This window comes from Luteolibacter sp. Y139 (assembly GCF_038066715.1).
Taxonomy (GTDB): domain Bacteria; phylum Verrucomicrobiota; class Verrucomicrobiia; order Verrucomicrobiales; family Akkermansiaceae; genus Haloferula; species Haloferula soli.
The window spans coordinates 86049-99250 of record NZ_JBBUKT010000011.1; the positions used below are offsets into that span (position 1 = coordinate 86049).

The following is a 13202-nucleotide window of genomic DNA, read 5'->3' on the forward strand; positions in this document are numbered from 1 at the left end:
CATTAGGGTTTTTCTGGGAGGCTAGGTTTTTGGTCGGATCAGCGCCGTCCGCACGACGAGGCTGGAACCGATGAACCCCGGTTTTACCCCGGTGCCCGGGAGAGACGATGGAATTGGATTCCCAATCCCTGCCAAAATGGCCTCTGCATGTTAGAATGGAGCGACTCCCAATGCTTCCAGCCGTCTTCAGTCGCCATTCGGACGCAGGGAAAGTTGTTTCGTTCCGAAACCCAAATGCGGGGTGGGGGTTTGAATCAAAGTCCACGATCCTGACATTTTCGCTTCCCGCCCGGCCGTCATCTGCTTTCGTCGCCGCCCGCATGGATAAGAACGCATTCTGGAAACTCCTCGACGGCCTCGACACCGAGGACGCCGCCGCTGAACTCGCCAGCCGTCTCGAAGAACTCGAACCGGCCGAGATCGCGGACTTCCAGCGTCACTTCGATGACGCTCATGCCAAGGCCTACACCTGGTCGCTGTGGGGTGCCGCGTATCTCATGGAAGGCGGCTGCTCGGACGATGGATTCAACGACTTCCGCTATGGCCTGATTTCCCGCGGCCAGAAGGTCTACGAAGCGGCTCTCGCGAATCCCGACAGTCTCGCCGATCTCCTGGACGAAGAAGATTTCCTTTCCAACGAGGAGTTCGGCTACGTGGCCGGCCAAGTTTACCAGTCGATCACCGACGAGGAGATCCCGCATTCCGACGACCCACCGGCCTTGGAGCCTTCAGGTGAAGAGTGGGATTTCGATGACGAGGATCTGAACGCCGAGAAGCTTCCGAAGCTGGCGGCGAAGTTCGGGGGCTAAGACCCGAACAGGCTCATCACTGGCTTCCCCTTGCCATCTTCGGTGGCGTAGAAGGGACGCTTCTCGATGTCATAGACTGTCTTCGGGCTGATGCCCATGGCGGTGAAGATGGTGGCATGGAGATCGCTGATGGTGACCGGGTCCTTCACGGCGACCAGAGGGCGTTCGTCCGCGGTCGCACCGTGAACGTGGCCTTTCTTTACGCCGCCGCCGAACATCACGACCGATGAGCCGCCGGTGAAGTGGCGGTGCAGGCCGTAGTGGGTCATGCTCTCCAAGGTGTCGGATTTCACGCGTGCCTGGTCCTTCGCCGTCGAGCCGGGCACGCCTTCGATCATCATGTCGCGGCTGAACTCGCTGGCGATGATGACCAGCGTGCGGTCCAGCATGCGCCGCTCTTCGAGGTCGCGGATCAGTTGAGCGATCGGACGATCGATCTCTTGCTTCATTTTGACGACGGTGTCGTGGCCGTTCTCGTGGGTATCCCAGTAAACGAAGGGAACGTACTCGGTGGTGACCTCGATGAAGCGTGCACCCGCTTCCGCCAAACGCCGGGCCAAGAGGCAGCCGCGTCCAAAGCGTCCCGAATCATAGGCATCCAGCGCTGACTTCGACTCGCGGGTGAGGTCGAAGGCTTCCTTCTCCTTCGAGCCTAACAAGCGGTGCGCGTTTTCCAGCGAGCGGAGCATCGACTCCTGCTGGTAGTCGCTCATGAAGTCGCGCTGCGGGTTCGCGTCGACGAGCTTCCGGTAGAGTTGGTAGCGGTTCGCGAAGCGGCTGGCGTCCATGCCCTCGGGTGGGCGCACCGAACGCGCGGCCTCGTCCGGGAAGGGGAGATTGAAGGGTCCGAACTCAGACCCGAAGAAGCCGCCGGTGGTGAAGGCCTTGAGCTCCTCGCTTTCGCCGATGCCTTCGAGCCGCTGGCCAATATTGACAAAGGCGGGCATCACCGGATTGCGCGGGCCGAGCACGCGCGCCATCCACGCGCCGATGTGCGGGGCGGCGACGGTCTGCGGCGGCACATAGCCGGTGTGCCAATGATACTGGTGGCGCGAGTGAAGGATGGAGCCCAGGTCCGGCTGCACGTGCGAACGGATCAGCGTGGCGCGATCCATCAGCTTTGCGATTTCCTCAAGGCCTTGGCCGATCTTCACGCCATCGAGCGAGGTATTGATGGCGGGGAAGGTGCTGAGGATCTTGTCGATCGGCAGGCCTTTTTCGAAAGGGTGGTAGCCCTTCGGATCGAAGGTTTCCGGAGCGGCCATGCCACCGGCCATCCACAGCAGGATGCAGCAATCGGCAGTCGCCTTCGGATGGACGACCTCTTCGCTGCCGAAGGCGCGTGGAGCGCCGGACATCGCTGCGGCGAGGCTGGAGGCGGAGAGCGCCTTGAGAAACGTGCGGCGTGTGTTGTCCATGGAGTTAGCGGACGAATTGGAATTCCGGCAACAGGATGACCATCCACAGGAGGTCTTCGATCGCCTGCGGCGTGGGTTGCGAGCCGAGCACGGTGCCGAGACCGTTCTTCTCGGCGGCAGTGGCGCGGCGGCCGAGGGATCGCAGGAAAACCTGGTCGATCAGCTCGGGCGTGGGCTTTCGTGCGGCGGAGAGGGAAGCGGCACCTTTTTTGAGAAGGCCGGCAAGCTGCTCACCATTCGCGAGGTCGATGGCCTCCAGCGTGGTGATATTGTCCGGACGCATGCTGACGATCTGTTCGCGATTCGGCCGGCCGAGTGCGCGCATCAGGAGATCCGCCGGAACCAAGGACGCGCGCACCATCGGTGACGAATCGGCGGTGAGCGGAGGCATTGCGGCGACGAAGCGATCCCACACTGCTGGATTCGCCAGCACCTGAGCTGGCTGCCAATCCTGCGGCGGGCGAGGGAAGCGGCCCTTCGCATCAGGCAGCGTGGCAGTCCATTTCCATGACGGCCCGGTCGCGATGGTGAGCGGCTTGCCATCGGGCAACTCGATCCGGCCTTCTAACAGGAAGCCCGCGGGATTTGGCCCACTGCCGCCATTGCGAGCGATGACGATGATGGAGTTTTTCCCTGCGCGGAGATCCTTCAAGTCGACGGCGACGCCACGCGGACCTTCCGGCCGGATGGTCTCGTGCACGATGGAGCGGCCATTGACGAAGATCTCGGCCTCGTTGTCGGCGATAAACACGGCCTTCGCGGACAGTGGTGCGGTCGGCAGGGTGACTTCGGTGCCGAGCGTGATGGCGTTGTCATCGGGCATTGCCGACGAGGCATTCGCATCCGACCAGATCCACTTGGCGGCGAGGGCGGAGGAGCCGCTTCCCTTGCCGCGCGGGACTGCGTCATTCGCTTTGGCCGGTGCGGTGCCGGTGAGCGTCCACACGGCATCCACGAATTCCTCGGCGGTCATGCGCTTGGGAAGCGGGCCACGGAAGATGGCGGGGTCGGCATTCTTCGCGGTCACCACCGGCTGGGACTGATAGATCTGGGACGAGGCGATGAAGGCGAGTGCCTTTTTCAAGTCGTAGCCGTCATCCACGAAGCGGACGGCGAGGTAGTCGAGCAGGTCTTCATTCCACGGCTGGGTGTCCATGGCATCGACCGGATGGACGATCCCACGGCCCATCAGGCGGTGCCACAGGCGATTGACGATGGTGCGGGTGAAGCGGCCGTTGTCCGGATGGGTCATCAGGCCGGCGAGTTGCTTCAGCCGCTCCGGTTGGGGCGCACTTGCATCGACTTCGCCGAGCTCGGGGAAGATCCAGCCGGCCTTGGCCATGCGGCCGGTGGGTTTGTCGCAGCGCGCGATTTCCAAGGGCCGCTCGGAGTAGATGGCGGCGAGACCGTAAGCCTGATCGAGCTTCCAGCGGTCCACGAAGCTATCGTGGCACGAGGCGCACTTCATGTTCAGACCCAGGAAGGTCTGCGAGATGGATTGGGAAAACTGGATCTCTCGGACTTGCGAGGCATTGACGCTGCCGCGCCACTGGATGCCATCGATGAAGCCGCGCGAGTCCGGGGTTGGAGGCGCGAGCAGCTCGCGGGCGAATTGGTCGTAAGGTTTGTTAGAGACCAGCGACTGATAGAGCCAGCCGGTGATTGGCTTGCGGCCGCCATCGATGTAGCCGGTGCCTTGGTAATCATTCCGGAGCAGGTCGTTCCAAAAGCTCAGCCAGTGCTCGGCGTAGTCGGTGTCGCGGGCAAGCGTGGCGGTGATCAGTTTCTCGCGCTTGTCCGGTGCCTTGTCGGCCACGAAGGCATCGATGGCTTCCGGCGTGGGAAGCAGGCCGGTGAGATCGAGGGTGAGGCGACGGATGAAAGCGGCATCACCGAGAGGTTGCGGGCGGGTGACCTTGTTGTCGGCGAAGTAGGCGTCGACCAGGCGATCGATGGGATTTTCGCGGCCTTCCACCACCGGCGGCAGTTGTGGCCGACGCGGCTTGAGCGGCGGCTCGTAGGCAGCCTTGCCAAAGCTGAAGCCGGGCTCCCACGCCATGCCCTCGTTGATCCACTTCTTGAGGATTTCGACTTGGTCCGCGGGAACACGCTCACCCTTCGGCGGCATGCGGTCCGACTTGTCCTCGGAGAGAACGCTTTCCAACAGAACGCTCTCGTCCGCCTTGCCGGGTTCGACGACCGCGCCGTCCTCAGAACCGGCGAGCAGTGACTCGCGGGTGTTCATGGAGAAGCCGCCTTTTTTGGCGGTGTCCATGTGGCACTTGGAGCAGTGCTCCTTCAGGATCGGGACGACCTGGTGGGCAAAGTCCACGTCCGCCCGGGCGGCGAGCGGTGCCAGTAGCACCGCTGCCATCCCACCCAGCCCGGTCGTTGATTTGACGGCTCTCCTCATACGCCGGTGCTGGTCAGGTTGGTTGGAAGGGTGCCTGAGTTACTTCGCCAGCAGATAGGCGAGCAGATCCTTCAGCTCTTCCGGATTGAGGCGATTGATCAGGCCGGCGGGCATCGGCGAAACCGGGGACGGCTTGATGTCCTTGATCTGGCTGCGCTCGATTTCGCTGGTGGCGCTGAAGTCGAAGGGACTGGTGGCGATGATCCAGTGCTCGTCCTTTTCCTCGATCAGCTTGCCGACGACCTGCGAGCCATCCTTCTTGAAGACGGTGTCGAAGGCGTATTGGTCGGAGACGACCTTGCTCGGTTCGAGGACGGATTCGGCGAGGTCCTTCACGGTGAAGCGTCCGCCCACAGCGGTAAGGTCGGGACCGGCGGAGCCGCCTTCACCATCGAAGCGGTGGCAAGCAGCGCAGAGCGAGGCTTGGAACATCTTCTTGCCGTTCTCCTTGCTGCGACCGGTCAGGCCAGTCGCGGCGAGCTTCTCGATCTCGGCGACAGTCCATTCACGGCCGGGGCCTTGGACCGGCGGCAGATTGGCCAGCGGGTTTGCGGTGACCACGGGGGCCATCTTGCTGATCCAGTCGCGCTCCTCAGGCGTGGCGGTTTCCAGCGCCTGCTTGCGAAGGTCCTGGATGAAGCCGGCATAGCTGGCACCACCGCTCTTCTCGGTGAGGCGGCCGAACCATGCGAAGAAGCGCTTCCGCTCTTCCTGGCTCCACGGGCCCTTCACGACGCGCAGGCAGTAGATGTAGTGGATGACCTGCGCGGGTGGCAGGTTCTCGATCATCTTCTTCACGTCGCCGCCGTACTGGGTATTGCGCGCGGCAACGGCGAGCCAGTCGGGTGCCGGCGAGGGGCCGGTGGTATCCATCAGTGTCAGCGTGCGACCGACGATGCCGGGAGCCTGCAAGTAGCAGAGCATGCGGCACAGTTCGCGATCGAGTTCGCGCTGATCCGAGGGGAAAGCGGCGTCAATCTTGGCGATCATCTTGGTGCGCTCATCGGCGTTCGGTTCACCATGGCGGGCGAAGGCGAGGCCGGCGGCGCGCAGCCAGTTGAGCTTCTGTTGGAGATCGAGCTTCGCCCAGTCGAGGCCGAGCAAGGCGTTGAGAGCAATGCCCCGCTGCGAACTGGTGCCGGTGCGAACGAGGCCCATGGAGCCGTCGATCACCCTCCACGGGTCTTTCTCGGTGGCGAGCTTCTGGGCGAATGCCTGCGGGCCCACGAGCTCAAGGGCGACGCGCGAGTTGAAGCGCTCGATGCGATCCGGCGAGCCAAGGCCTTCCCAAGCGCCGTCCTTGCTGGCGATGCCAGCCTCCTTGGATTCGTAAGGAACGGGAGCGGTCGATTCGCGACCCGTGTAGGTCACGCGCCAGAGCGCCGAAGCCGTGCGGCGACCGCCGGTCATGAAATACATCGCGCCGTCCTTGCCGATGACCGCATCGGTCAGTGGCAAGCCGGTGCCGGCAAGGAAGTCCTCGCTCTCCGCCTTGTAGCCTTGGCCATTCGGCGTGGCGTGGATCGCGTGGATGGTGGCGTAGGTCCAGTCGAAGGCGTAGATGGCCTTCTGGTACTTCGCGGGGAACTTGGCGTCCTTTCCGGAAACCACGCCGGTGGGCGAGCCGGGACCCATTTCCAGGAGCGGCGGTACACTATCTTCATAGTAGATCGGCCATGGGCCGGTGCCATTGCGCCAGCCGAACTCCGCGCCGGGAAGGATGTGGCAGATGCGGGTGGGGCGATACCACGGCATGCCGAGGTCCCACTCCATGTCGGAGTCGTAGCCGAAGAGATCGCCGTGCTCATTGAAGGCGATGTCGTAGGTATTGCGGAAGCCGCTGGCGACGAGCGTCCAGTTCGAGCCATCGGTATTGCAGCGGGCGACCCAGCCGCCGGGTGCGAAGCGATCCTGCGCGTGGCCGCGGGCGTCCGGGCGACGTGGCAGGAGTTGGTCTTCTGCCCACACCTTAGGGACCAGCGAGTCCTTCATCTCCGGCAGGTCGGTGAAGTTGCCGGCGACGAAATAGATGTATTTGCCATCGGGAGACGGCACCAGCGCGTGCGGGCCGTGCTCGCCATTGCCCTTCACGCTCAGGACGCGTTCGGCCTTGTCGGGTTCGCCATCGCGATCGCTGTCGGTGACGCGATAGACGCCGGCAGGTTCCGGACCTTCGTTCACGGTGACCCAGAGCACGCCCTGGTGCCACAGCAGGCCGTGAGCGCCGGCAAGCGGGATGGCGGTCGGAGTGACGATCGTTTCCTGGTCCGGCTTGGCGGCCGGAGTGACGCGGTAGATTTTTCCGTACTGGTCGGAGCAGAGGAGCTTGCCGGAACCATCCACGGTCATGGCCACCCACGAGCCCTGGACATTCGGCACCTGATAGAGGCGCTCGAGCTTGAAGCCGGGAAGGAGTTGATACTTGTCAGTGACATCGACAGGAAGGGCGCCGCCTTCGGAATCCGGCTGGAGGACCATGCCCCACGGGCCATCGCCCATTTTGCCGACAGCCACGGCAGGCGTCCAATCCTTCGGCGTGAAGCGTGGCTCTTGCCAACCGCGCGGCGCTTCGAGCGAGGTCTGCCACTTGTCATCCGTCACGATCCATGCCTTGCGGCCGCCTTTGACCGTTGCGGAGAAGCGCAAGGCCATGCCGGCGCTGCCACCTTCGTTGCGGCCTTCCACGGCGATGACGTTGCGGCCGCCCTGGACGATGTACTTGGAGACATCGTGGTTGGCGGGCGCACCCCATTCGGCGGTGAAGCCAAGGTCCTTGCCATTGATCCAGACACGCTGCCAGTTGTCGCAGGTGACGGTGAGTGAGGCGGAGATGATGTCGCGCGGCAGCGAGAACTCACGGCGGAAAAAGACCTTCTGGTTGTCGGCCGGTGAGGCGTTTTGCCAGATCCAGGAGATCGTTGGCTCGACCGTTTGAGGGTTGGCGCTGGTGTCGGCGGTGGCCTTCGGTGGAACGGCCACCGGCGCGGGAGCGAAAGTACGGATCCGCAGATCCTTGAACTCCGCTTTCATCGCAGGGCCGGCGTGGACTTGCAGGGCCAGCACGCCTTTCAGCGAACGCTTCGCGGCATCCACATCATGGATTTCGGCCACGGGCTTGTCATTGATGTAGTGAGTGGCGGTGTCACCCTTCGCGACGATGCGGTAGGTATTCCACTCGGCGAGATTGGTGGCGGGACGATCAAGCGATCCGGTGACGGTCGGCTTGTCGGCGAGATCCACCTTCTGGCCGCTCTGGCAGGCGATGCCGCGGCCTCTCTCCTCATAGAGCATGCCGAGGTAATTCGGATCCGGATGCAGGTCCATCTGGTAGCCGCCGACGATCCACTGCTTGGGATCGACGATCTTGCTGCGGTACTGGACGCCGGAGTTGTTGGCGTCGACGCGGGCCTTGTATTCGAGTTCGAAGTCCGCGACTTCGCCTTTCCAGATCAGGAACGAATTCGCGGCGAGCTTGCGCTTGTCGTCATCGGTCTGGCCGATCAGCACGCCATCCTCGACGCGCCAGAGACGCGGATCTCCGGTCCAGCCGTCGAGATTGCGGCCATTGAAAAGTTGTTTCCATTCCTGGCCGTGAAGCGGCAGCGCGATGAGGAATAGAGCGGCGAGTGATGGAAATTTTTGCATGAACGGGTGAAACAAGAAACGGAGCGTACTTCAGGGATTCTTTCCGGATGACACGCGATGATCGGGAAATCCGAGTACGCGCGGGGTGCGGTTGCCGGGTTCAGTGATGACGAAGACAATCGTGCGGACGGCGGGATCGTGATTCCACTGGGTTTCGCAGAGCGGGTAGAGCGCTTCCTTCCCGGGAATGCGGAAGGTGAGGTTCACGTTGTAGGACTCCAAGGTGGAAGCCGGGGGATCCAGAACGATCTTCGAGCGGGTCTTCAAGACGAGTTGCTGTTTTCCGACGCTGCCGCCGACGTCATTGGCGGTGAGATTGAACCACATCATCTGGCCGGCCTTGAAGCGATCGGCACTGGCATCAATGACCTGCATGCGAACCGGTGCCACCTTGTTCTCCGCGTCCGGACTGAGCAGCAGGTAGAGATCGCCGGTGGTTTCAGGCACGGTGGCGGATGGAGCGCCGGCGGGGAGGGGCTGATCTTTCGTGGGCAGCGCGGGCAGCATCCTGAGCGTGAGCGCCCCACTGGGCAGCTCATAGACCTTCGACAGATTCATTCGTGGCAGCTCCACCTCTTGGGCGGCCTTGCCGTCGTGCAGGTAGAGTTTTTCCGGATCCGAGTCTGTACCCCCGAGGAAGAGGATGCGGCAGGTGCGATCGCCCTTTTTTTCTTGGGCGGTGAGGGAGAGCGGCAGGAGGCAGCAGAGAAAGGCGAGAAGGCGCATGGGATCAGTTTGTCAAATTTCCGAGGGGTTTAGCCAGCGGAAGCTCACCATCTCGAAGCGGCGGCCGAAGGTTTTGTTGATCGCCACCTTTGGCGACGTGACGAGATCGGCGGCGTCGGCGGAGCTGACGTAGTCGCGAGTTCGGCGGACCACGGCTTCGCAGACGGCGCGGCTGACGATGTTGCCCTGGTCATCGCGGGCATCGCCGTGGGCACGGATGACGAAGGTATCATCGCGGGCGGAGAGGATCGGCGCGAGCGGGCGGAGGATATCGGCCTGGCGTGTCCAGCCGGGCAGGCCGTAGGCACTCCAGCCTTCGGCAGCGGCGGGGAACTTGTAGCCGGCATCCGCAGCCTGGGGAATATTGGCGGAGGCCCTGCCGGTGCTTCCGACCACAGCTTCGATCTCCGAGTAGGGATTGGAGCTCCCTTTCGCGACTTCGTTCATGGCGGTCTGGAGGGCTCCGGCGAGCGCGAGGTCACCGGACGAAAGCTGGCGGTTCACGAACTCGGAGAGCGACAGGAAGGGCCCGCGCAAGCGGACTTGCTTTACGATTTCCTCCGCGAGCTGGTCGATGAACTCATCGTCCAGCACGCGATAACCGGAGAATTCGGTGGCTTCCGGGAAGCTGCCGGAACTGCCAGCTGTTCCAGCTTGCGAGTCGCCGGAGATGGAAAAGCGGCTGCTCGCGTAGTCATTCTCGCCGGAGCTGTCCACATTCCATGAAGTGCCGCTTTCGCGGATGAACGGAACCTTCTGCTTGCGGGCGTGACCGAGCAAGGCGCGCCAAGCGGTAACTGAAGTGGAGTTCACGTTGAACATGCCTTCCACTTCCAGATGAGAGGAGACCTTGCGGTAGGCATCGGCGGGTTTCACGTTCTGGTCGTAGAGCTTGGTGGCATTGCCTGGTGCTGCGGCGACGTAGCCGGTATCCTCGGCGGTTGGCTTGTAGGCGCGGTTGGCGAGCGGAGCCACGCCGGAGACGAAGTCGGTGTAGGTCGTCTGGAGGTTCTTGCCGCTGGTGCCGTAATTGGTCGGATCGGGCGCGATCGAGGAGAAAAACCAGTCGTCGAACAGCAAGTGATTGGCGCAGTAGCTGTCGTCGTACTGGAGGTTGGTGTCGGCGGTGTAGTTTGCGATGGCGTTTGCGGGCATCAGCGGGCTCGCGTCGCTATTGCCGATCAGATTGAAGGCATAGGGCGGGATGGGATTCTCGTAACGAAGGTCCCAGTTTTGCAGCTCACCCAAGGAAGCCAAAGGGCGCACCGGGATTTCCGCGATCACGCAGCGCGAGAGGCCGTCGGCCTTGTTGAAGCCGGTGACGATGTAGCCGCGGTTGGTCGCGTCGCTGGCATTCGGAAGCTGGCTGTCACCGCCGGGAGCGTGCTTGATGAAGCTGTAGTCGAATGGCGAGTTCACCGGGTGATTGGTGCCATTGTAGTCCATCATGATCGTGGGTTCCGCCCGATCCTTGTCACCCATGGCAGTGTAGTTCACCAGCGGGCTGGATTGGACGAATCCCTTGGCCGGGAGGTGGGTCTTGCTGGCCATCCGCGCACCGAAGACGGTGGACATGAAAGGCACCGGGCTGGAAGACGCCTGTGCCAGCGTGGCATCTGCAAGCGCGCTGAGAGGCTTGTAGACTTCGTTGGCCACCTTGTCCGTGTAGACCATCCGGTAGACGAGGTGCCGCGGGCCTCCGGCGGCGAGCGACATGTCCAGATAGATGCCGACGCCTGTCTTGCCGGCATCTTCGTAGATCGTGTCGAACTTGGCGTCCGCCTTGATCGTGGTGCCGCCGGCACCGGTGACCACCTGGCCGGCGGAGTTCTTCAAGTCGAAGTAATGGCCGCCCTTGCTGCGGTAGCCGGGTTGCAGCTCCAGTGCGACAGGATTAGTACCGGCGGGCGGGGTGGCGGGAACGATTGCGACCACACTCGGATTCGTGCTCGAGCCGGGGCTGAAGACGCGGGTCTCGCCGGGCTTCAACACGAATGATTGGGAGATCTGATACGACAGGCTGCCCACGGTCGAAAGAGCGGGCGTGTTGTTGTTGCTGACGCCGAAGAGGCAATTGTAGTTCGCCGAACCGCTCACATTGTAGCGCAGTGCGACCGGTAGCGGCTTGGGAATGTAGAAGCTGAGGGCGGCCGGCGAGGTCAGCTCCACGCTGTAGGGATTCCACATCGTGATCACCGGCGTCAGCAGCAGTCGGGCGGTGTATTGGCTGGCCGATCCCGCGGTGCCGGTCGTCCCGGCGTAGTGCGAGAAGACCCACTGGACGCGGGCAACCACGGGCAGCAAGCGAACCTTGTGGAGGAAATTGAAGGCATTGCCGCTGTCATCGATCGCATACGAGGAGGAGGCGATCCGGTTGCGGCCGTTGGCGCTGCTGGTGATCTTCTTGTAGAGGGTGGCGTAGTCGCGGAGGTTTTCCCAACTCGTCACCGGACCGTGACGATAGATCGTCATGTCGCCCGCGGAGCCACGGTAGGCAGCCCACGGGTAGAGCATGGAGCGGTCGGCCGTGGCGTTGCCGGAGGTGGGTTTGGCGGCGGCGACGTCCTTGTCCGGTGTAAGGCGGAAGAAGGGAAGATTCGACGAGGGCAACTGGGTCCAGTTCTCGGTGGCGAGCGAGAGGTCCTTGCGCCAGCCGCCGGTGGCGGTGTTCGTCAGCAGGCCGACCGAGGTGGCGGAGAGGTCGTGGAAGAACTCCTGCGAAACATTCAGGGTCTCCTTTTTTCCGAGGAGGTCGCCGAGCATCAGGCTGACGGCGCGATCGGCGGGCGCCGCGTCGTCGAGCAATTGCTCCATGCGAAACGACTTCGGGTCGGCCACGGTATGGGTCTTCGCCAGCACCGACCAGCGAGCCGCATTATCATCTGTCGGCTTCTGGGGTTTGGGCAGGCGGGCTTTCTGATTTTCCCCGCCGATCCACCAGGCGAGGCCGCCCTTGCCGTCAGGAGTGGAGATTTCCTGGGGCACCAGGTGGATTTGCATTTCATCCCGGCCGGAACCGGTGCCGACGGTCTTGGCACCGATCAGTGGTACGCTGCCGCTACGCTCTTTGGTATCGGGCAGGGTCTTGGAGTCGCCTGACGTGGACGTCAGCCAGCCGAGGAAGTTGGCTTGTTTCTTTGAGGCATAGTTGCCGGGTGAAGTCGGCTTGCCCTTCGAGTCGTGATCGGCGCCCCCCCAGCTCTTCCATGCGCCGAGGACCGCCGGGCGGCCGGCTCCCTGGATATCAGCACGGGCGGTGACGCGGGTGTCGGCACCGGTTTTTTTCTGAAGTTCGCCGATCGCGATGACGAGCGCCATGCGGGCGTTCGCCCGGGCTTGGGCGGCGTAGCCATCGCGACCGCTGCTGCGCAACGAGATCGAGGACAGGCCGAGCAAGCCGGTGACGAGCACCATCATCAGCACCATCAACGAGAGTGAGATGATCAGGGCGAAGCCACGTGGCTGACGCTGTCGATTGGAAGAAGAAGGAATGGGCGCGGTCATGGGTTTTTGCGTCGCGTTCCGAGGGTTTGCAGGATCGGACCTGGGCTAGGTCCTTTCAAAAACGGGTGATCGATTTAACAGGTCGGAGAGACATCGTGAAATTCTCAGAGGACCCCTTTTAGGGGGATCCCTGCGGCGTCATGCGGCGCCGGCGCGGCGGCCGTGGAAGGACTCCTTCCACTGTCCTGGCGTGAGGCCGAGGTGCTCCTTGAAGAGCCGGCAGAGGTTCTTCGCGTTGCCGAGGCCGGTCTCCATTGCCACGGGCTCCAGCTTCACGTCGTCCTCGCGCAGCATCATCGCGGCGGCTTCGATCCGGCGGGCGATGATGTCCTGGCCGATCGTGGTGCCGGTGACCGAGCGGTAGAGCCGGTGCAGCGAGCGCACGGACATGCCGCACTCGCGGGCCAGCGATGAAACGGTGAGCGGGCGGGAATACTCGTAGCGGATCGTGCGGAGGACCTTGCGGATGCCGGGATTGTCGCACTCCGTCACCGCGGCACTGCGCTCGTGAAAGGAAGCGCGGGTTTGGCGCGTACGATCACTCCAGTCGTATCCGCCTCCGGGAGCGTCGACCAGGTCCGCGCTATCGCCGGATCCATCGTGGCATGCATCGAGTTTCATGGGTTTTCGGCCACGGGGATTTCTCCAGTGGACCGTGCTTCCCTACCCGAATGGATGTCGCTTGGA

7 protein-coding genes are annotated in these 13202 nt (G+C 63.0%); 1 reads left to right on the plus strand and 6 read right to left on the minus strand.

Annotated features, from left to right (window positions below; all coding sequences use genetic code 11):
- Positions 1-320: 320 nt before the first annotated feature.
- Positions 321-809: a DUF4240 domain-containing protein gene (locus WKV53_RS22885; RefSeq protein ID WP_341407143.1), complete on the plus strand. Its 489-nt coding sequence runs from the start codon at positions 321-323 to the stop codon at positions 807-809.
- Here WKV53_RS22885 and WKV53_RS22890 read toward each other — a convergent pair.
- From WKV53_RS22890 to WKV53_RS22915, 6 genes are all read right to left on the minus strand, one after another.
- Positions 806-2227, minus strand: coding sequence for a DUF1501 domain-containing protein (locus tag WKV53_RS22890; protein WP_341407144.1), 1422 nt, complete (start codon positions 2225-2227; stop codon positions 806-808). The two genes, WKV53_RS22885 and WKV53_RS22890, sit on opposite strands and share 4 nt — an antisense overlap.
- A 4-nt stretch (positions 2228-2231) precedes the next feature.
- Positions 2232-4640 carry a DUF1549 domain-containing protein gene (locus WKV53_RS22895; protein ID WP_341407145.1) on the minus strand — a complete coding sequence of 803 codons (2409 nt, stop codon included), beginning with the start codon at positions 4638-4640 and terminating at the stop codon, positions 2232-2234.
- 39 nt (positions 4641-4679) lie between these two features.
- On the minus strand, positions 4680-8285 hold the full coding sequence (locus tag WKV53_RS22900; protein WP_341407146.1) for a 3-keto-alpha-glucoside-1,2-lyase-like domain-containing protein: 3606 nt from the start codon (positions 8283-8285) through the stop codon (positions 4680-4682).
- A gap of 30 nt (positions 8286-8315) precedes the next feature.
- Positions 8316-9011 (minus strand): hypothetical protein, encoded by a 696-nt coding sequence (locus WKV53_RS22905; RefSeq protein ID WP_341407147.1) that lies wholly within the window; start codon positions 9009-9011, stop codon positions 8316-8318.
- A gap of 12 nt (positions 9012-9023) precedes the next feature.
- The gene (locus WKV53_RS22910) at positions 9024-12515 is read right to left on the minus strand and encodes a hypothetical protein (protein WP_341407148.1); all 3492 of its coding nucleotides are present in this window, start codon (positions 12513-12515) and stop codon (positions 9024-9026) included.
- Between the two features lie 138 nt (positions 12516-12653).
- On the minus strand, positions 12654-13136 hold the full coding sequence (locus tag WKV53_RS22915) for a helix-turn-helix domain-containing protein (RefSeq protein WP_341407149.1): 483 nt from the start codon (positions 13134-13136) through the stop codon (positions 12654-12656).
- Positions 13137-13202: the final 66 nt, after the last annotated feature.